The sequence below is a fragment of the Bartonella sp. A1379B genome (assembly GCF_002022485.1).
Classification (GTDB): Bacteria; Pseudomonadota; Alphaproteobacteria; order Rhizobiales; family Rhizobiaceae; genus Bartonella; species Bartonella rochalimae.
In genome coordinates this window covers 1076384-1096410 of sequence record NZ_CP019780.1, presented here as the reverse complement: position 1 = coordinate 1096410, position 20027 = coordinate 1076384, and the positions used below count along the sequence as shown (strand labels likewise).

Annotated in this window: 16 protein-coding genes and 1 tRNA gene; 6 read left to right on the top strand and 11 right to left on the bottom strand. The window is 35.2% G+C overall.

The window, feature by feature from the left end; genetic code table 11:
• Nucleotides 1-201: 201 nt before the first annotated feature.
• Nucleotides 202-278: transfer RNA gene (locus BA1379B_RS04705), tRNA-Met, on the bottom strand.
• Nucleotides 279-449: 171 nt separating this feature from the next.
• Between BA1379B_RS04705 and BA1379B_RS04700 the strand changes: the two genes are divergently transcribed.
• Both BA1379B_RS04700 and BA1379B_RS04695 read left to right on the top strand, forming a co-directional pair.
• A complete protein-coding gene (locus BA1379B_RS04700) occupies nt 450-1406 on the top strand; it encodes a Gfo/Idh/MocA family protein (protein WP_078673930.1) in 957 nt (318 codons plus the stop codon).
• Nucleotides 1407-1451: 45 nt separating this feature from the next.
• On the top strand, nt 1452-2570 hold the full coding sequence (locus BA1379B_RS04695) for a DegT/DnrJ/EryC1/StrS family aminotransferase (RefSeq protein ID WP_078673929.1): 1119 nt from the start codon (nt 1452-1454) through the stop codon (nt 2568-2570).
• Nucleotides 2571-3049: 479 nt separating this feature from the next.
• Here the strand turns inward: BA1379B_RS04695 and BA1379B_RS04690 are convergent, their stop codons facing one another.
• Both BA1379B_RS04690 and BA1379B_RS04685 read right to left on the bottom strand, forming a co-directional pair.
• On the bottom strand, nt 3050-3712 hold the full coding sequence (locus tag BA1379B_RS04690) for a hypothetical protein (RefSeq protein ID WP_035006895.1): 663 nt from the start codon (nt 3710-3712) through the stop codon (nt 3050-3052).
• A 23-nt stretch (nt 3713-3735) separates the two neighbouring features.
• On the bottom strand, nt 3736-4332 hold the full coding sequence (locus tag BA1379B_RS04685; RefSeq protein ID WP_078673928.1) for a DUF1134 domain-containing protein: 597 nt from the start codon (nt 4330-4332) through the stop codon (nt 3736-3738).
• 210 nt (nt 4333-4542) lie between these two features.
• Between BA1379B_RS04685 and chpT the strand changes: the two genes are divergently transcribed.
• Nucleotides 4543-5181, top strand: coding sequence for a histidine phosphotransferase ChpT (gene chpT / locus BA1379B_RS04680; RefSeq protein WP_078673927.1), 639 nt, complete (start codon nt 4543-4545; stop codon nt 5179-5181).
• A 143-nt stretch (nt 5182-5324) separates the two neighbouring features.
• On the opposite strand, the gene ctrA is transcribed toward chpT, so the two are convergent.
• Nucleotides 5325-6026, bottom strand: a complete 702-nt coding sequence (gene ctrA, locus BA1379B_RS04675; RefSeq protein ID WP_035006900.1) for a response regulator transcription factor CtrA — start codon at nt 6024-6026, stop codon at nt 5325-5327.
• Between the two features lie 553 nt (nt 6027-6579).
• On the opposite strand from ctrA, the gene BA1379B_RS04670 reads away from it, so the two are divergent.
• The gene (locus BA1379B_RS04670) at nt 6580-6966 is read left to right on the top strand and encodes a hypothetical protein (RefSeq protein WP_035006902.1); all 387 of its coding nucleotides are present in this window, start codon (nt 6580-6582) and stop codon (nt 6964-6966) included.
• A gap of 120 nt (nt 6967-7086) precedes the next feature.
• On the opposite strand, the gene sciP is transcribed toward BA1379B_RS04670, so the two are convergent.
• The gene (gene sciP / locus BA1379B_RS04665) at nt 7087-7362 is read right to left on the bottom strand and encodes a CtrA inhibitor SciP (protein WP_035006904.1); all 276 of its coding nucleotides are present in this window, start codon (nt 7360-7362) and stop codon (nt 7087-7089) included.
• A 320-nt stretch (nt 7363-7682) separates the two neighbouring features.
• On the opposite strand from sciP, the gene mnmA reads away from it, so the two are divergent.
• Nucleotides 7683-8912 carry a tRNA 2-thiouridine(34) synthase MnmA gene (mnmA, locus tag BA1379B_RS04660; RefSeq protein WP_035006907.1) on the top strand — a complete coding sequence of 410 codons (1230 nt, stop codon included), beginning with the start codon at nt 7683-7685 and terminating at the stop codon, nt 8910-8912.
• A 53-nt stretch (nt 8913-8965) separates the two neighbouring features.
• Here the strand turns inward: mnmA and BA1379B_RS04655 are convergent, their stop codons facing one another.
• Nucleotides 8966-9781 (bottom strand): TrmH family RNA methyltransferase, encoded by an 816-nt coding sequence (locus BA1379B_RS04655; RefSeq protein WP_035006908.1) that lies wholly within the window; start codon nt 9779-9781, stop codon nt 8966-8968.
• A gap of 750 nt (nt 9782-10531) precedes the next feature.
• Between BA1379B_RS04655 and BA1379B_RS04650 the strand changes: the two genes are divergently transcribed.
• A complete protein-coding gene (locus BA1379B_RS04650; RefSeq protein WP_035006910.1) occupies nt 10532-11440 on the top strand; it encodes a cation diffusion facilitator family transporter in 909 nt (302 codons plus the stop codon).
• A 522-nt stretch (nt 11441-11962) separates the two neighbouring features.
• Here BA1379B_RS04650 and BA1379B_RS04645 read toward each other — a convergent pair.
• From BA1379B_RS04645 to BA1379B_RS04625, 5 genes are all read right to left on the bottom strand, one after another.
• Complete coding sequence (locus BA1379B_RS04645) at nt 11963-12859, bottom strand: metallophosphoesterase family protein (protein WP_078673925.1); 897 nt, start codon at nt 12857-12859, stop codon at nt 11963-11965.
• Nucleotides 12860-13048: 189 nt separating this feature from the next.
• Nucleotides 13049-15145 carry a membrane protein gene (locus tag BA1379B_RS04640; RefSeq protein ID WP_035006917.1) on the bottom strand — a complete coding sequence of 699 codons (2097 nt, stop codon included), beginning with the start codon at nt 15143-15145 and terminating at the stop codon, nt 13049-13051.
• Nucleotides 15142-17946 (bottom strand): DUF4159 domain-containing protein, encoded by a 2805-nt coding sequence (locus tag BA1379B_RS04635; RefSeq protein ID WP_078673924.1) that lies wholly within the window; start codon nt 17944-17946, stop codon nt 15142-15144. Before BA1379B_RS04635 ends, BA1379B_RS04640 begins: the two co-directional genes overlap by 4 nt.
• The gene (locus BA1379B_RS04630) at nt 17943-18854 is read right to left on the bottom strand and encodes a DUF58 domain-containing protein (RefSeq protein WP_078673923.1); all 912 of its coding nucleotides are present in this window, start codon (nt 18852-18854) and stop codon (nt 17943-17945) included. Before BA1379B_RS04630 ends, BA1379B_RS04635 begins: the two co-directional genes overlap by 4 nt.
• On the bottom strand, nt 18854-19885 hold the full coding sequence (locus tag BA1379B_RS04625; RefSeq protein WP_035006925.1) for an AAA family ATPase: 1032 nt from the start codon (nt 19883-19885) through the stop codon (nt 18854-18856). Before BA1379B_RS04625 ends, BA1379B_RS04630 begins: the two co-directional genes overlap by 1 nt.
• Nucleotides 19886-20027: the final 142 nt, after the last annotated feature.

Genomic DNA, 20027 nt, shown 5'->3' with positions numbered 1-20027 from the left:
TTGTTTCATTTTTCCATATAATTACATTAAGTCCTTGAGTGATGAAAGAATAGTATTACTATAAAATTTTTTTAAGAAAAATTTATGTATTTTTTATTGCTTTCTATTCATTGATTATAAAAAGTTATTTATAATAATTCAGCAAAATTAATTGGAGTTATATGATGAAAATTTTTCTAAAAAATGTCATAAAATAAATATTGGTAGCGGAGGAGGGATTCGAACCCCCGACACAAGGATTATGATTCCTCTGCTCTAACCTACTGAGCTACTCCGCCAAAACAGATAAATCTGATTAAGTCATTTTATCTTTTGTGGATACTAAGAGGTAGAATAGTAAGATGTCAAGCATCGTTTTTAAGCTTTTCTCTTGTTATTCTGTTTCATCCCGGATATGGAATGAATTGAAAGTATAAATTTTATATAATTGACAAAATAAGGCATAAAAAATGGCGCCACGTGTAGCGGTTTTAGGGTGCGGTTATTGGGGTAAAAATCATATACAGACCCTTCAAACTCTTGGAGTTTTAGCAGCAGTTTCTGATACTGATGCTGATCGCGCTGCACATTTTGCAAATACGTATGGTGTTATAGCTATTACACCCGATGAGCTTTTTACTCATAAAGATATTGATGCACTTGTTCTAGCTTTACCCCCACAATTTCATACAGAAAATGCGCTACGGGCTCTTAAAAGTGGTAAGGATGTTTTGGTTGAAAAACCAATTGCTTTGAATGTAGCTGATGCTGAACTTCAAGTTAAGATTGCTCATGAATATGGGCGGATTTTTATGGTAGGCCATATTTTGCGTTTTCATCCTGCCTTTGAAAAATTATGTGAATTAATAGAGCAAGAAGCATTAGGAGATATCCGTTATATTTATTCTCATCGGTTAGGGTTCGGTAAATTTCATACACAAAGCAGCGCTTTATGGGATCTTGCTCCTCATGATCTTTCAATGATTTTAGCTTTGACAAAATGTGAGCCTTCTCAGGTGCATGGAGAAGGATCTGCAGTGATTAACCAGCTTTCTGATTTTGCGCATGTTCATATGACATTTCCCAATGGTATACGCAGTCACCTCTTTACTTCACGTCTTAGCCCTTATTGCGAAAGGCGCTTAACAGTTGTTGGTACAAAGGCTATGCTTGTATTGGATGATATGGAACCGTGGAATCGTAAATTAGCATTCCACAATTTTTCTGTTTGGCAGGAGAATAAAAAATGGGTTTCTAAGGTTGATAAGATAAATTATATTGATGTTTGTGAAGGTTTACCGCTTACTTACGAATTACAGCATTTTCTAAATTGTGTTGAGACACGTCAATTGCCTCGTACAAATGGGAAAGATGCTGTCGCTATTTTAAGAGTTTTAACTGCAGCTAGTGTCAACCATTATGAGTAAAAGATAAAGTATGCTTTCCTAATTGTAATTATCAATGGAGTTAATATGCAATTCATTGACCTTGGAGCGCAGCGTGCGCGCATCGAAGATAAAATTAATGCTGCAATTGCGCATGTTATAGCCAGTGGTCAGTATATTTTAGGACCGAAAGTAACAGAATTTGAAGAAAAGTTAGCAGACTATCTTGGCGTTAAACATGTTATTGCTTGTGCTAATGGAACAGATGCATTGATGATGCCTCTTATGGCTAAAAATATTGGTCCAGGGGATGCTGTCTTTTGTCCTAGCTTTACTTTTTCTGCAACGGCAGAGGTTGCGGCTTTGGTAGGAGCAGAGCCTGTATTTGTTGATGTAAGGTCCGATACATTCAATATTGATGTTGATAAACTTTGTGAAGCAATCGCAATGATTAAAAAAGAGGGACGTCTTAAACCAAAGGCTATTATTGCTGTCGATTTATTTGGACTTCCTGCTGACTATAGTCAAATTTCTCTAGTGGCTGAAAAAGAAAATCTTTTTGTTATTGAAGATACTGCTCAATCGATAGGTGGTAAAAGTGGTCATATTATGTGTGGCGCTTTTGGTGACGTTGCCGCAACGAGTTTTTATCCAGCAAAACCTTTAGGGTGTTATGGTGACGGGGGCGCTATGATGACCAATGATGATGATATGGCAGCCCTTTTACGTTCAATATTATTTCATGGTAAAGGTAAAACGCAATATGACAATGTGCGTATTGGTATGAATTCACGATTAGATACAATTCAAGCTGCGATTTTGTTAGAAAAGCTTGTTATTTTTGAAGATGAGATAGAAAAACGTGCAGCAATTGCTCAACGTTATTCTGAGAATTTAAAGGATATTGTGGCAGTTCCAGAAGTGGAAGAAAATGTTCGTTGTGCTTATGCACAATACACTATTAAGGTGAAAAATCGTGATCAGTTAAAAGCCTATTTACAAAAAAATGGCGTTCCTACAATGGTTTATTATAATACTCCATTACATTTACAACCAGCTTATAAAAATTTTCCCTATGTAAAGGATTCTCTTTCTGTTTCTGAGTATTTAGGAAGTTGTGTCTTAAGCTTACCTATGTATCCTTATTTATCTCAAAGCGATCAAGATAAAATTATTCAATGTATAAGAGATTTTTATAGTGCGTAAAATTTGTAAAAGAATCGCACTATTTATGGAACATTGTATACTGTAAGGTCCTGATTAATTCAGTCTATATCACTTTTCATATCTATTAATGATTTCATGCGTTCTTTCACTTATAACGCTGATATCAAATGGATCATGAAAGTTGAGAATATAGTCCTATTTATAGAAAAAGAAATTGCAAATATTCATGCCAGTATGAAGGAAAACATAAATATCCTCTCATTATACTAATATTTTGGTCAGATTGTATATCCTAAAAGACTGCAAAAAACTTTAAAATAAGAAAAATTATAAAAGAAATACGCTATTTTACAGATGAAACTTGAATAGTAAAAGTTTATCATTTGCAAATTAGCTATTGTTGACAGTGTGAATTCATAATAACAAAGTTTTCATGGCATTGATATTAATCAATGATGTTCATTGTTGATCTTTCAGTTATCAGCTTATCAAAAACGTCTTTTATTGTTTAGCTGTAATTAATTTTCAGGGAGGGGAGTTTTTTTAGTATTAACAATTTTTTTGCGAATATAAGATGCAAGGTCGTTTTTGTTTTTAGAGCCTTTAATTAATTTATTAATAGATGAGTCTTTACCCTCTTTTATAGCGATGTGAGCAGCTAGCGTGGCTGCTAATTCTTTTGTTTCTTCACATAATTCATGCAGTAGTTGATCTTTAGCAGCAGTATCAAGCTCATCTATTTGAATATTTTTTAAGCGTTTTTTATAATGCGCTATTTTCTCATGCATAGCTTTAATTTCCTTTATGAAAGTATTTGTTGCAAGAACATTATTTTTTTTCTCTACCGATTCTGTTTTAGGAGAGAGAAGGGGTGTGCATTGCGGTGGAAAATATGAAGAGCAGAGCTGTTCTTTTTGGAGGCTAAGTTGTATTTTTAGTTGAGCATATTTTTTTTGTAAAGAATCATATTTTTGTGCATGGCGCGCCAATTCTACGGCATGCTGGGCACAAAGAAAGTTTTGGTTTGCTTGTATTTCAATAAGCGATAACGGAATTTTTGCAGAAACAGATTTGTATGCAAAATGAAGAACTTTACGCCAAATGAGAGGGGAAATCAGTACTAATAACCAAGAAATAGTCGCAATTCCGAGAATAAAAAAAAGAATTGATTGGATAAACATAATGCCTCTTTTCAGTCAGAGTGTTAAAATGGGTTCCATGTTGGTGTGGGTGTTAATTTTAAATATCCCATATTGATGCTAAGGCGTGCGCCAATGCCTGTGCGTATCGGAATGAGCAGAGTATTATCCCGTTTAAGAATATGAAAGCCAACTCCTGCAATTAAATAGGCCGAACCTGAAATACCTCCATAGCGTCCCCATAAATTATTTATCTTATTAAGATCATAAACTAAGATCATTAAACGGGATCCTTGACCGCCAAAATCCCATCCTATAGAAGGACCTTGCCAAAAAACTTTATGCTGCCCATAGTTTTTTGTGAAGATTTTTCCTTCACCATAAGTTAATCCGGCAAAAAAAGCTCCAGATGCTTCTTCTCCTAAAATATAAGCACTTGGATGTCCGTGTCGTGAAAAAATTTTTTCAATTGCAGTGGCTATGCTTCCTGCTGTTTTCCCAAAAAAATTATGACCAGAAGAAATAATTTCTTGCAACGAGAAATTTTGATCATTTTCTTCTATTGGTGAGAGTTGGGCATTTGCAATATTTGTTATTATGAATAAAAGCGATGCAAAAAGTACAATATTCATATACCAACGTGATAAAAGAGAGTGTGTCATGGGATTTTTCCCTTTTAATTTTAAGTTAATTTATACACAAATAGAATTATAATGTTTATCCAATAGATAGAAAATAAGGCATAAAGTTATTTAAATTCTTAAATTTATTCTTAAAAAGAAGATTTTAATGTGATTGTTCAATTTCTGTACATACATTAGGTGCTAAGAGTTGCAGTTGAAAAACATTCAGAATTGAGGAGCTATATAAATATGACATTAGCTATTTCTTTGAAGTCTACTGATTTGGCTGCTTTGCTTTGTAGTCGTATTTGCCACGATTTAATTTCTCCTATTGGTGCTATTCAAAATGCTATGGAGCTTTATGATGAAGGTAATGCTGATGAAGATGTTTTACAATTAGTGCGTTTATCTGTTGCAAATGCTTCTGCACGTTTACAATTTGCGCGATTAGCTTTTGGGGCTGTAGGAGGAGTAGAGGACAAAGTAGATACGATTTTTGCTGAACAAGTGTCTCAACAATATATGAAAGAAGAAAAAGCAATTTTGAAATGGCAGGCTGCTTCTTTTCTTCTACCGAAAGATGAAATTAAACTTTTGCTTAATTTATTATTGATTGCAAATGCGACGGTTTCTCAAGGTGGTGAAATAGGTGTTGTAATTTTACAAAATACAGATCAACGTTTATTTCGATTCGAAATTCGTGGTAAAATATTACGTATCCCTTCTCATTTTATTGAATTATATAACGGAAAAATGCCGGAAGAGCTAATTGATGCACGTATTGCTCAGTTCTATTATACGATATTACTTGCTGAGATAACAGCTATGAAAATAAGCATACACGAAACCAGTGACTGCATTACTTTCGAATGTATAAAGAAGTTCTGAACAAGATAAAATTTTTCACTATATTAGAAAAAATAGCTGAGATGCTATTTAATGAATGATAATTATAGGATTTTTATTGATCGATAACAAAAAAAATCTCAGCATATAATATCTGAGATTTTAAGAGTTATGATTTTTGTTATTTAAGCAGTTTTTCGTATGTTTTCTTCAACTGGATCACGTAATACGTAACCGCGTCCCCAAACTGTATCAATATAATTGACGCCAGAAGATACTGCATCCAGTTTTTTCCGCAGCTTGCAGATAAAGACATCAATAATTTTGAGTTCAGGTTCATCCATACCACCGTAGAGATGATTGAGGAACATTTCTTTAGTAAGTGTAGTACCCTTGCGTAGAGATAGAAGTTCTAGCATTTGGTATTCTTTTCCTGTTAGATGAACAGGACGACCTGCAATTTCGACTGTTTTAGCATCGAGATTAACAGTAAGATCGCCAGTAATGATAACTGATTGTGCATGACCTTTAGAACGACGAACAACAGCGTGAATACGTGCAATTAATTCATCTTTATGGAAAGGTTTAGTCATGTAATCATCAGCACCAAAGCCAAAACCACGAACTTTATCTTCAATCCCTCCCATACCAGAAAGGATAAGCACGGGAGTCTTTATTTTTTCTAGCCTTAGAGTCCGTAAGACTTCATAGCCTGACATATCAGGAAGATTCAGATCAAGCAAAATGATATCATAATCATAGAGTTTACCTAGATCGATACCTTCTTCACCCAGATCAGTAATGTAAACATTAAAATTTTCTGATTTTAGCATCAATTCGATGCTTTTAGTGGTTGTTTTATCATCTTCAATTAATAATACGCGCATTTCATTTCCTCATCTTGCTCCTCCCGAATCAAGTGGAGCATTTTTATTTCATAACAGTTAGTAAAATGACTGTTCATAAAAAATAATTCACAAAATCAAACACTTAATATTTAAGTGCTTATGAATAGCTCAGCAGTACGCGTAACAATTGCCGCTGTTTCCCCCACTATCTTAGATAGTGGTTAACAAAATATTTTTATTTTTGAAAGAGGTGAATAAAATTATTTTAGAAAAATTTCATATTTTAAAAATTTGATAGGATAATCGGTGCTATATTTTATTAATTTGTGACGCAAAAAAGTTTTATAATTTACTGTTTTAAAATTTTTATATTTATTTACCGAGATTTAAGTCTCTTCGATTTAATAAGAGCATCATGTGAAGAAAGAGTTAGCGCTTTTAAAATAAGGCTTCGTTTGTAGTAGTTTAAAATGCTAAAGAAATTTAAATTAAAAATTGCTTTTTATTTTCAATGAAAAGAGTGAAAATAAAGGTATAGAGGGTATATATGAGCGCTAATTTGAGTTTTGGTGTAGTTTAAGGAGTATGAGGTATGAAGTCACAGCAGAATATGGTGCAATTAAAGATGTTTCAAGTGCGAGAGAAGCGTCGTGAAATTGCACAGCTTGAGATGATGATTACAGAATTTGAACGAATGGTATTAGAACTCGAAGAACAAATTGTTAATGAAGAGCGTAGATCGGGAAATAATGATATTCATCATTTCGCTTATTCAGCTTTTGCTCGTGCAGCACGACAGAGGCGTGATAATCTCACAGATTCGATTCGTGGTTTAAAGTTGCAGGAAACAAATGCTAAAATTGCCTTGAAAGAAATTGATACAGAGCTTCAACGTGCGCAAATTCTTGAAAAGAATGAGGATAAGACAGCAACAGATAATCATCATACTTTTACTCAACTCCATTCAATGGTTGGGTAGTTGAAACTCCAGATTCTATATAGATAGATTTTTAAATTTTATATGCTGAAAGAAAAAAATAAGCCAAGCTTAAAAAAGCTTGGCTTATTTTGAAATAAAATTTTGAACCGACATCATTATTTAATGCCTATATTGTTGGGTTTTAGTTGTCCGTAATCCAGCTAAACCGTGTTCATCAATCGAACTTTGCCATGAAAGAAATTCTTCTATAGTTAAAGTGTAACGTTGACACGCCTCATCCAAACTTAATAATCCACCTCTAACAGCTGCAACAACTTCAGCTTTGCGACGGATAACCCAACGCTTTGTTGTTGTAGGCGGTAAGTCGGTGATGGTGAGTGGACTTCCATCCGGACCAATAACATATTTTATTTGTGTTTTTATTAAATCAGTCATTGTATTTTCTACTGTAATATTTAAGAGCTAGAGACCTCAATATAATATATGAATAATATATGAGTTTTAAAAAAGAACTAAACTTGTTAAAAGAAAAATTAATAAAATCATTTGCAGATATTATAAATAAAACAATATGTTATAGTATTTATAGTAATTTTTTATGAAAAAACCTCTATTTTAATTGATTGTTTTTTACTTTAAGCTCCTTCTTTGACAGTCTGATATCACTCGTTAGTTGTAGGGAAGACAAAAAAATAATATAAACGGAGCATAGTGCATATATTTAGCAGGCATTTTAAAAAATAGAGAGTGAATGTATGTTTTTAAATAGTCTTGATTTGCCAGGGCACCCTAAAAATTCTCGTATTGTTGTTGCGATGTCTGGAGGAGTTGATTCGTCAGTTGTTGCAGGCCTCTTAAAAAAAGAAGGTTATGATGTAGTGGGGATTACCTTACAATTGTATGATCATGGTGCTGCAACACATCGTGTAGGGGCTTGCTGTGCAGGGCAAGATATTGAAGACGCACGTCGTGTAGCGGAAACTTTAGGTGTGCCTCATTATATTCTGGATTATGAAGAACGGTTTCGCGAGGCTGTTATTAATCCTTTTGCAGAAAGCTATGCGCATGGAGAAACACCCATTCCATGTGTCTCTTGCAATCAAACTGTTAAATTTTCGGATTTGTTAACAACTGCATATGAGTTAGGTGCAGATGCTCTAGCGACAGGTCATTACATTCGCAGTCGTGCCCATGGTGCACATCGAGCATTATTTCGTTCTCTTGATGCTGATCGTGATCAGAGTTATTTTTTATTTGCTACAACACAAGAGCAAATTGATTATTTACGCTTTCCATTGGGTGATCTTTCAAAAGAGCGTGTGCGTGAAATAGCGACCGAAATGGGCTTAGTTGTTGCCAATAAACACGATAGCCAGGATATCTGCTTCGTTCCACAAGGAAAATATTCTGATATTATTACAAAGTTACGACCAGAGGCTGCAAATCCTGGAGTTATTGTTCATATTGATGGGCAGATTTTGGGAGAACATTCAGGAATTGTTAATTATACTATTGGTCAGCGTCGTGGAATTGGTGTCTCAACTGGTGAAGCGCTTTATGTTATTTATCTTGATGTAGAAAATGCCTGTGTTATTGTTGGTCCGCGTGAGATGTTGGAAACACGTAAACTTTTTTTACGTGATGTGAATTGGCTTGGTGATGAACAATTAGATAATTTTCCTCTTGACGGTATTGAGGTTGCAGTAAAGGTTCGTTCGACGCGTCCTCCACGTTCAGCGCGTTTACATTATAAGCAAGGATCATTTTTTGTTGATTTGTTAGAAAGTGAGAGTGGTGTAGCCCCAGGTCAAGCTTGCGTTCTTTATAATGATAATAGTCATGAAGCACGTATTCTTGGAGGTGGATTTATTACGTGTGCAGAACGTGCCGCTGACACTGAAAAAATGTTGAAGAAAGTTTTATGTAATTTGAAAACGAAAACTTCATCCTTTTTCAAAGATGAAACATCCTTTGTATGTAAATAAATATATAAGATAAACAGGATATCATTTGATAATTTATTTTAAATATGAATGTTTTAATTCAATTGATCAAAATCAGCAAAATGTGCGAGGGTAAGACCTGACACTGTAGCAAGGTTGATGCTATCAAAGCCATAAGCCATAGGAATTCGCAAAGTCTCTGATTTTTGGAGAATATGTGTTGGCAAATCATTCCCTTCTATTCCAAAAATAAGTGCTGTGTGTTTTGTTGCTTTTGCATCTTTAAGATAGCAGGTAGCAGAAGGGGAAAGCGTGTAAAGTTTAAAATTCGCATTACTTAAAGCGGTTATAATGCTCTCAATATCATCTCCTCGTGTATAGGGTACACTTAACGCTGCTCCAGAAGAAGCTCTGATTGATTTTCTATAAAGAGGATCACAAGACGTTTTATCAAGGATAATACCAGTGCTAGCAAAAGCAGCTGCATTACGAAAAATAGCTCCCATACTCTCATAATTAGAGATGCCACATAAAACTGAAATCAAAGCTTTTTCTGGAAGATTTTGTAAAAACTTTTTTAATGATGGTAGTTTTTTACGTTCCCCAATGCCAAGCATACCACGATGAACATGAAAACCAGCAATATCATCCATGATTTTTTGCGGAACACAATAAATAGGGCATGTTGGTTTTGTTTCTTTTAAAATGGGCATAATACTTAAAAGGCGTGCTGCAACAACAAGCAATGATAAGGTAGAAAATTCTTTTGAATGCAGCAATGATGATAATATCGTTTTTCCTTCAGCAATAAATTGATGCTGTCGTCCAACGAGATCTTTTTCACGAATATTACGGTAAGCTTCCAAACATGGATCATCGGCTTCGTGAATTGTGGTGATGTTCAGAATCATATGAAATCCTTAACATTATTTTTTTTAAATCACTAGGTATTGAATAGAAAGATAAAAAATATTATTTTTAACTTTAAAGTAGAATATTATTGACAATATACAATCATAAGTATATATAACATGTACCGAGTGCGGCAAATATATTGTTTTCATATCGGGTACAGGATCTTAGGTCCCCGCTATTTCCTAAGCCTGTAAATCCTTATTAAAAGGAAAAAGAATCTGGGTTCCCAATGCCCAGGTTCTTTATTTTTATATTAGGAGATGTTTATTAAAACTTATTTTCTTCTATTTTAGGGGTGATTTTGACAATTATTTTTCTGTGAAATTATTTATAGTGGTTGTTGCATTTAAAAGTATAAGAGAAAAGCTGGAGTGAAACTCTTAGTTTTTTGTATTTTTTGATGTCTATTCATGTCATAAGGGTGAGTAATATAGGCAATGTATTAGGATTGCCGCATTTAAATATAAAAGTTATCCGTTTCAGTTAAAGGTAATAAAGAGAAAGCTGTTTAAGAAGCTGTTGATAGCCAGATTAATTGTATTTGATATCTGGAGAAAATCAACTTTTGATAAATAGTATCTAAGCTGCCTTTTTGTAAAGCAATTTGTATCAGAACTGTGGAAAAGTGATGATAAATTATAAAAATTAGTTTTATTTTCTCTTAATATTTCTTTTTATTTTAAGAGAGTGTTGGAAGATATATTAAAAATATTATCGCTCGTTATAATAAAAAAGATTATTGAGTTATGGATCCAAAAATACAGATACAAAGATTGACTATATTATCTATTGGAGCGGCTTGTATTGTATTTTCTTTAAAATATTGGGCCTATTATATCACAAATTCAGTTGCTCTTTATTCTGATGTACTAGAATCTATTGTAAATATTCTTGCCGCTTTAGCAGCGTGGTGGGCAGTTAAAATAAGTATGAAGCCTGCTGATCACGACCACCCTTTTGGACATCATAAAGCAGAGTATTTTTCTGCTTTTCTTGAAGGCGTATTCATCATTATTGCGGCAATTTTTATTTTAAGAGAAGCATGGCTAGCATTTATAACAGTTGAAGCACCAAAAAAACCTGGAATATGGCTTTGTCCTTATTTGGCAGCATGTATTATCAATTTTTTTTGGGGATGGCTTCTTATTCGACAAGGAAAAATTCATCGTTCTCCTGCTCTTAAAGCTGATGGAGTCCATTTAATGACGGATGTTTTAACTTCAGTTGGCATTTTAATAGGGTTGGTTTCTGCATTTATAACTGAATGGGCTGTTTTAGATCCAATTTTGGCAGTAATTGTCGCTATTAATATTCTTTTGCAGGGAGGTAAGGTAATTTATAATGCTATTCAGGGTCTCATGGATGTTGGGGTTGAATTAAATGAAACGATGCGGATTCGTAATCTTATTTCAATGAGTGCATCCGGTGCAATTGAAGTCCATGATTTAAGAACGCGTGTTGCTGGTAGGATTACTTTTATAGAGTTTCATTTAGTTGTACCAACTGATATGCAAGTAGGAGAGGCACACCAGATTTGTAATAATATTGAGAATGCACTTGAAGCGGAATTTAAAAATGTCCGTGTTACTATTCATATAGAACCTGAAAATGAAGCTAAATTGCGTTTTGGTACAGCATTTGTTCCTTTTGTGTAAGAATTTTATTGTTTTATAATTTATAAAGAGAGCGACTCTCAAAGAGAGAGTGAATATATGCTATGTTTATTGATATTGTTTTTTATGATTTAAGAGTACGTTGCAGGAACACAGAATTTTTTTTAAAGCATAACAAGAAAATTGTTACGAATGCTTCTACAATGATACTGAACTCTAGATTTATTATTGTATTCGGGATCAATAACGGTTTTCACTAAAGCGATTATGAATTGTTTCTTTTCGAAGGGAAAGACTTGAAATTATTTAGGCAAAAAGATGCCGATTTAAATTATCTTTTTTGTTTGTATTTTGAATTTCTTCACCCTTATGAACAGTATCACTGACCATAACTCTCTATAAATTATTGAATTAAGCTAGGTACGTTTATGTGGTCCTGTTACTTAATGTTGCATATTTTTGATTGTTCTCTTTATCCATAATTTACTCAAGAGGAATTTGATAGAAGAGCTAATTATTATAAAATAGCATATCTTAGTAAAAAACTTTCTATTTTTCGAAATATTAAAGATCAATTTTTTCAATACACGCTATTGTATTATTATGATTAATAATACAATAGCGCTGCAATTGGCAGTGCCATTGATTATGCAAATATTCAATAGCAAATAAGTTAAAACTTGCAGGGGGCTTTTTACTTCCGAAAGATTGTGATGCTGAAGAAACACCAACAATAGGAATCTTGCGCACTTTTCCTTCAATGATATTCAACGTAGGTAAATGAGTATGACCATGGAGAATAAGTTCGCAACCATGGTGTTTAACTACTTTTAGAAAACGCTCTATACCCCATAATTTTTTATGCCAAGAAGTAGCATGGTGAAAAGGAGGATGATGAATCATCACAACACGGAAGAGACCCTGTTTTTCTGCTTCATTTAAGAATTGGGATAAAGTTTTTGCTTGTTGTTTACCAAAGTAGCCTGAAGCTTGAAACGGTGGTGTCGCAATAGCTGAAGAGGCGCCTATAATTGCTATATTATTGCGAATACGCATATAGGGGAAAGGATTTTTTTGTGAGGAGTCACTTTTAATCCAAGGTTGGAAGTAAGTACAGGCTTTTTGGAATGCTCCGCGAACATAAGCATCGTGATTTCCAAATGTTAGGGAAATATTTTCAGGATTATTTTGAGCAAGTAACCAGTTGCGAGCTTGCGTAAATTCTTTATCCAAAGAAAGATTAACGAGATCACCAGAAATAACAATATGGTCAGGTTTTTTTTGTTTCAGTGCATGCATTAATGTTTCTAAAGCATCTGATTTCATTTGATTGTTACGTTTTTTTTTCCAATTAAGATATCCAGTGAGACGCTTTCCGCAAAGCTCCAATAAGGAAGGCTGTGGTAAGGGTGAAAGATGTACATCTGATATATGAGCAAGATAAAACATAGATGCTAGCATAGCGTTGAAAAAAATTTAGGCAATAAAAAATAGGCAAATACAAATGTTTGCATCCATAAAACCAGAGCGATTGTTCGCTTTAGAATTACAAGAAGATGTATGAAAAATGGCATAGGGTAAGGTATATTATTATGTGTGCTTAAATAAGTATAAACTACATTCAAGTAATTATAAAGTTGCTCAGAACTTTTAATGATTTTCACGATACCATACACTGGTCAACAATAAAAGACAGGTCAGTAATGCTAAAAATCCAGAAAAAATAGGAAAGTGAGAAATGTTAACCAAACGAGTTTTTGTTGCTTCTTTCAGAACAATTGAATGAGGAGAAGATGATACTTTTCCTGTTTGGGATTGAATCAATTTAATGGGAGGAAGATGAATATCATTTTTTTCTTTATTCCATAAACGCGTAACATGACCACCCGTTTGTTTACTGATAGGGATCAGTTTTTCTTCTGTTGAAATTAAATCAGACAATTCAGGATTATTGACTGCTCCTACAGTAGAAAGCACTGTTTGATCTCCATTACGAATAGTAAAGATCCCTGTTTCATCAGTCTGAATATTCCCTGTAAAGACACCTTCTTGTTCTTTCGTGAGAGTGATGTTCTTTTTTTTACCAGAGGGAAAAACTACTTCGACTGCTTCTGGGTGATCTTGGAGTGTTTGTCGACGAACTGTTAAATGATGATGATGACTCAAAGCACTTAATTTTTCTTCTTCAAGTTCTGGTTCTTTCATAAGCCAGTGGGCAATTCTACGGTAAAGAGCTGCATAAGGACCTCCACCTTCAAAACCTCGCGCCCAAAGCCAACTTTCATCGGAAAGTAACATTCCTACACGACCTTTACCAATATGGGAAAGAAGCAAAAGTGGTTGTTCATCAGCTCCTTTCATGATAGCAGTCGCTTTTCCTGTATTTTGGACTACAATTTGTCGTAACCATCGTCCCCATTGATGAGCAGGATGAGCAGGGGTTGTAAGACCCCGTGTAACAGGATGGCGCTCACCTTCTTTCGTGAGGGTAGGGCGAAAAGGTTTTTGAATTATGGTGCCATTTGGTAGCGCTGGTAGAACACTTATTAGAGGCGTTTTAGCTAATGAGAATTCTGTAGTAAACTCAGGTCCTGTTACTATCAGCAATGCTCCACCTTGTTGGACATATTGGGCAATATAATCATAGTAAATCAATGGAAGAACGTTAGAATATTGGTAGCCGTCGAGAATAACAAGATCAAAATTATTGATTTCTTCAACAAATAATTTGGTGGTAGGGAAGACTACAAGTGATAATTGATTGATAGGTGTATTGTCAGCTTTTTCAGGAGGACGCAAAATAGTGAAATGAATGAGATCGATATTAGAATCACTTTTTAAAAGGTCACGCCATGCTCGTTCACCATTATAGGGTGCACCTGAAATCAGAAGAACACGCAGATTTTCTCTAATGCCTTCAATAACAGTTATGGCACGATTGTTATTAAGACTTAATTCTCCTTCATGTGTGTCAGTTGTAACTTGAATAATGTTTTTTTCTGCATGAGATAGGGTGATTTCAGTTTGAAAGATAACACCAGGTGTTACAGAATGATGATCAACTTCTTGACCGTTAATGCTTACGGTAATATTTGCTTGTGCTGGTATGGGCTTTTTAGGGTGTCCTTTATCTTCTACTAAAATAGAGAGCATAAATGGTTTATTGATAAGAGCAAAGCGGGGAGGAGCAATAAATTTAATTTGGCGGTCAAATTCATCAGCTTTCCCTGTGATCAAAGCATTAATTGGGGCATCATGGTTAAGTTTTGATAGCTGTGGGATGTCATGCACTTGTCCATCCGTGATTAAAATCGTTCCTGCATAGCGAGAGGGTGGTATACTGGATATACTTTGTGTTAAAGCGTGAAACAAATTTGTTGATGGTGCATAATGATTATCAGAAAGTTTTCCAGCTTCAATAAAGCGTGGTTCGAATTGTGGGTAATGTGCTAGCGCATTTATTAATTGTGTATGGGCTTTATTTCTATCTTCCTCACGTGTTCCAAATGTTTGGCTTTCGCTATGATCAAGAACAATACCTACAACACTTTTAACAGGTTCACGTTGTTCTTTTGTGATCATTGGATTAAGGAGTGCAAGAATAAGAGACGCTAATGCTAGAAAGCGTAAAAAAGCTCCGCGGCGTTTTGTAATAAGCCCAATAACTATAAAAAAAGCGGGGATTCCTCCTAAAAAAAGAAGCCAAACGCTAGGCAAAAAAGGCTGAAAGGTAAGAGATTGTATCATTGCCTTCTTTCTCGGTTAAAACGCTCTAATAATGCAGGAACATGAATTTGATCGGCTTTATAGTTTCCCGTAAGTACATAAATAACAATATTCAATCCCGCACGAAATGCCCATAAACGTTGCATAGGATTATTAGGAATAAGTGGATATTTCCACCTGCCTTGTTCGTTTAGCGCCCAAGCAGCAGCAAAGTTATTTGCAGTGATGAAAAAAGAGCTAACATTATCTCCTGCAGTGATAGAATTTGTGTTTTTTTTGTTTATTGAAGATGATTCAACCCATAAAGGGGAACCACGATAAAGTCCTGGAAAATCAGGCATAATATAAAAAGAACGGGCAATAACATGTTCAGTTGATACTGGTTCCATCGTTGGAATATTTAATCCGCTTAATATCGTACGCAATCTTTGTGTGGCTGCGGTAGCTGTTTCTTCAAGGGTAAGATTGGTATTTATTTGATCACGAGTGTCAAATAAAACTGCGCCACCATTTTTCATGTAGGCATTGATTTTTTCAAGACTTTTTTGTGTTGGCATAGGGCTATTCGTATCAATTGGCCAGTAAATAAGAGGATAAAAACTGAGCTCATCCTTATCAAGGTCAAGCGCTACAACAGAACCAGGTGAAAGCATTGTACGTTCTGCTATAAATTGGCTGAGTGCTTCTAGTCCGCTTTTACTTGTTGTATCGATTTCATGATTATTGGTTACGACATAAGCGAGATGAGTAGTCCCTGCTGCTTTTATGATAGTATCATCATAGTTTTCTACAATTTCTGCTTGCATAATTGATGGATATAGAAAAAAAGCAATAAAGACTGCTATGAGAGGGAAAAGAAATAGCATATTGCTTTTCCTCTTAAAAAAGAGAGCTCCGCCTGTCCATAAAACTAAAAAACTATCGAGGGCTAATAATAAACTGGTTAGTCCTAATAGAAATCCAGTGAAATGTTTTTCTTGTGTATCATAGGGTAGAGTTTTATCACTTAAAAAATAAGGTGATGATGATTGTGTCGTTAAGTGTGATGCATGATTGAGTAGATTGAGAGCATAGAGATTGTTTTGAACACCATAGAGTCCAGGTGGAGTATGGTAGGATGGAAGGGGCGCTTTTTGTTCATCAGTAATGAGTGGAATAACATGAGAAGGAGCTGTTTGTAATTGACCGTTGGCATTGAGTATCTGCCAAGGATTGTATACTGTCGCTGTTTTTATTTGCGTTTGAGGTTCTTTTGCATGTGTACTAAGCGTAATAAGTTTTTGTAACATTTGTGTAAAAAAACCGGAAAGAGGAAGATTTGACCATGTAGGATCAGGTGCGATATGAATAAGAATGAGTATACCCTTACCATGGTTGGCAGCAGTAATGAGTGGAGTTCCATCTTCGAGACTAAGCCATGTTTTTTCAAAAAGATCTGAATTTGGTTCTGCAAGAATTTGGCGTAAAACAGTGACATTTTCTGGAAAAGGAAGGTCAAAAAAGAAGCTGTTTTTTGCAAAAGGTGCTAATTTTTGTGGTTTCGTCCACGACATAATACTGCCAAGTAAGCGTTCACCAGAACGTAATGATACAGGTAATAGGCTGTCATAATGTTTTGCAGAACTCAGATTCTCTCCAGCAAAACGGATAAGTATCCCTCCTTTATTTACAAAATGAGATAGCTTTTTTTCTGCTTCTTTTGATATATTAACTATGTCACCCATAATGAAAACAGATGGATTTTGGTTCAGTAAACGATCAATATCACTTGAAAGCTCTCCTCCTCCAGTTGTTATAAGTTGTGCATGACCTTGTAATGCTTTGATAACGTAGAACATTGGAGAAAGTAAGGGCTGTACCATTTCATTGATGTTGGGTGATAAAAGGGCAACGCGGTTTATTCGGCTACGGTTGTCGATTAAAAAGGTCGCAGCAGCTTGAGCTTGGTCATCAATTTTAATCCAGGCAATGTGATTACGTAATTCAAGTGGTAAATCAAAAGGAACAAGAGCTGTTGTTTCTCCTTCATGAAAGTTTGTTGTAAAACGAGCAAGGAGTTGACTTTTTAAATCATAAAGGCTGAGTGTTATTGGAGTCTCACCATAAGGAGTTGTACGAATGACACGTGCTGCCATATTTCCATTGTTATTTTCTATGTTTGTTATACCAGTTATGTTGGAAACATCATTCGCATACCATAAGAATGTTTTTGGCTTTAATTGTTTTATAAGGGTAAAAGCCTGACTATCTTCGTTTGTTTGCAAACCATCACTTAAGTACGCAATATCAAGAGGTTGTTCACCAATCTGTTCTACGAGCTTTTGAAGGGATTGGACGCGGTTAACAGGCCAAGGACGAGTATGTAAATGCAATAAATGTTGTTTGATGACTTCTGCAGAAAAAGGACCGATATCGTGAGCATTGTTTTCAGCTGTTGCAAGTAAATAAATGTTTTTTTGTTGTTTTTCTGCTTGTGTAATTAAAGATTTTGCAACTGCAATGCGTTTTTTCCATTCTTCAGCGGACGCCCATCCATTGTCAATGATGAGTGCAAGAGGATGAGAACCAGAAAATACAATCGGTTTTTGAATCCAAGTAGGACGCGCTAACGCTATTATGATCAGTGCGGCTATGGTTAGTCGTAATAATAATAACCACCAGGGTGTATGATTGGTAGTTTCCTGTTGATTAGTTTGTTTAAGCAGAAGGCGCAAAGGCGGAAAAAGTTCTTTATGAGGTTTTGAAGGTGTCGTTCTTAACAACCACCAAATAACTGGTAAGGCCAAAAGTCCAAACAAAAGGAAAGGAGCGTCAAAACTCAAAGTGATCTCCTTAGATAAGATTTAGAAGATTTCATTTTCTTTGTGAAGTTCACAATCACTTCTGTTAGGGGACGATCTGTTAAGCTAACCTGGTAAGTCCATCCTTGATGTAAGCAAAAATCTATTAATTTTTGTCGTCTTTCTTGATAGAGCTTGTGATAATTTTTACGCAAGTTTTCTGCTTTTCTCACGAGGAGTTTTTCTTTTGTTTCAGGATCAAAAAATTCTGTATGGCCTGTATAAGGGAAATGTTCTTCTGCTGGGTCGGTGACTTCAATGAGATGTGCATTGACTTGTTTTGTCTTTAAAACTGTCAGATGATCGATAATTTTTTCAGGATGATCAAGAAAGTCACTCATTATGATGGCTCGTGAAAAACGCGTTACAGTTGAGAAATTTGGAAATGAATTTTCAATTTGATGATTCGTTAAAGCTAAAGCCATACGCTCTATGACATTAGAGGATATAGTTGGAGCCATTAATTCAGGAATAGCAATATATTCGCCACTTTTTGCAAGAATTTTTGCTAATGCAAGGGAAAGAATGATGGCATGATTGCCTTTAGAGATTTTTGAAAAGCATGAACAATATTGCATAGAAGCACTTTGATCGGGCCAAATCCAAACGGTTTGCATCCTTTCCAATTCACGTTCACGTAGGTAGATATGTTCATCACGCGCTGAACGACGCCAGTCAATATGTGCGATGGATTCACCTTGCACATAAGGACGAAATTGCCAGAAATTTTCTCCATTGCCGTGTTTGCGTTGACCATGTCTTCCGGTTATTAATGTATTGGCAAGACGATTTGCTTGTAAAAGGAAATAGGGCATATTAGCTGCATCTTTCTGTAATGTTGCAGCAAGTGATTGTGGGCTTTCTCTAAAAGTTTGTTTGCCAATAGTCATCAGAGGGAATCTTTCATGAGATTAGCAATAATTTCTTTTATAGTTATATTTTCAGCATGTGCAGAAAAATTAAGTGCCATACGATGTTGTAAAACAGGTTGGGCGAGTGCTTGAACATCATCAAGTGAAGGAGCTAGACGTCCGTAGTAAAGGGCACGGGCACGAACGCATAGTGAAAGTGCTTGTGATGCCCGAGGACCAGGGCCCCAAGAAATATAAGTGTTTGCAAGGGAATTATCTTTATGAGGACGAGCTGAACGCACTAACTTCAAAATAGCTTCGACAACGCTTTCAGAAATTGGCATTTGGCGGACAATTTTTTGGATTTTTTGTAATTTTTTAATAGATAAAACGGGTTTTGCAATTTGGTTTTTTTTACCTGTCGTTTCTAAGATAATACGCCGTTCTGTCGCTAAATCAGGATAGTCAATGTCAATTTGCATTAAAAAGCGATCGAGTTGCGCTTCAGGAAGAGGATAAGTTCCTTCTTGTTCAATAGGATTTTGAGTTGCAAGCACATGAAAGGGTTTTGGTAGGTCATAACGTGTTCCAGCAATAGTGACATGGTATTCTTGCATGGCTTGTAAAAGGGCTGATTGGGTGCGAGGCGAAGCGCGGTTGATTTCATCGGCCATGAGAAGCTGAGTAAAGATAGGACCTTGAATATAACGGAAAGAACGTTGACCATTCTTATCTGAATCCATGATCTCAGAACCAATAATATCTGATGGCATTAAATCTGGTGTAAATTGGATGCGTTTTGCATCAAGTCCCAAGACGATTCCAAGTGTTTCAACAAGACGCGTCTTAGCAAGTCCCGGAACACCAACAAGAAGAGCGTGTCCACCTGCTAAAATAGCTGTTAAGGTGTATTCAATTACGTGACTTTGTCCAAAAATAACTTTGTCAATTGCTTTTTGTAGAATATCGAGCTCTTTGTGTGCTTCATCAATATCTTTAATAATTAATGAGGCATCATCATTGATACTCGCCTTTTCAGTAGAATGGGATAATGTATCATATTGACTCATATTTTTTCCTTAAAGCCATGTGTCGTAAAATGAGAATTTCTTTTATATGATTATAAATCTTTTCATGATTTGTAACAGAAAATGAAAAGAAAAGAAGCGTGATAAGCTGTTTTTTTATCTCTTCGCACAAATTAAGAATATT

Excerpts from the sequence above, each read along its gene's own strand:
- BA1379B_RS04645 (WP_078673925.1), bottom strand. The coding sequence starts at position 12,859 with ATGCTAGCATCTATGTTTTATCTTGCTCATATATCAGATGTACATCTT.
- BA1379B_RS04670 (WP_035006902.1), top strand. The coding sequence starts at position 6,580 with ATGAAGTCACAGCAGAATATGGTGCAATTAAAGATGTTTCAAGTGCGA.
- BA1379B_RS04695 (WP_078673929.1), top strand. The coding sequence starts at position 1,452 with ATGCAATTCATTGACCTTGGAGCGCAGCGTGCGCGCATCGAAGATAAA.
- BA1379B_RS04655 (WP_035006908.1), bottom strand. The coding sequence starts at position 9,781 with ATGATTCTGAACATCACCACAATTCACGAAGCCGATGATCCATGTTTG.
- BA1379B_RS04700 (WP_078673930.1), top strand. The coding sequence starts at position 450 with ATGGCGCCACGTGTAGCGGTTTTAGGGTGCGGTTATTGGGGTAAAAAT.
- BA1379B_RS04625 (WP_035006925.1), bottom strand. The coding sequence starts at position 19,885 with ATGAGTCAATATGATACATTATCCCATTCTACTGAAAAGGCGAGTATC.
- BA1379B_RS04685 (WP_078673928.1), bottom strand. The coding sequence starts at position 4,332 with ATGACACACTCTCTTTTATCACGTTGGTATATGAATATTGTACTTTTT.
- chpT (WP_078673927.1), top strand. The coding sequence starts at position 4,543 with ATGACATTAGCTATTTCTTTGAAGTCTACTGATTTGGCTGCTTTGCTT.
- BA1379B_RS04640 (WP_035006917.1), bottom strand. The coding sequence starts at position 15,145 with ATGATACAATCTCTTACCTTTCAGCCTTTTTTGCCTAGCGTTTGGCTT.
- ctrA (WP_035006900.1), bottom strand. The coding sequence starts at position 6,026 with ATGCGCGTATTATTAATTGAAGATGATAAAACAACCACTAAAAGCATC.
- BA1379B_RS04650 (WP_035006910.1), top strand. The coding sequence starts at position 10,532 with ATGGATCCAAAAATACAGATACAAAGATTGACTATATTATCTATTGGA.
- BA1379B_RS04630 (WP_078673923.1), bottom strand. The coding sequence starts at position 18,854 with ATGACTATTGGCAAACAAACTTTTAGAGAAAGCCCACAATCACTTGCT.
- sciP (WP_035006904.1), bottom strand. The coding sequence starts at position 7,362 with ATGACTGATTTAATAAAAACACAAATAAAATATGTTATTGGTCCGGAT.
- BA1379B_RS04690 (WP_035006895.1), bottom strand. The coding sequence starts at position 3,712 with ATGTTTATCCAATCAATTCTTTTTTTTATTCTCGGAATTGCGACTATT.
- mnmA (WP_035006907.1), top strand. The coding sequence starts at position 7,683 with ATGTTTTTAAATAGTCTTGATTTGCCAGGGCACCCTAAAAATTCTCGT.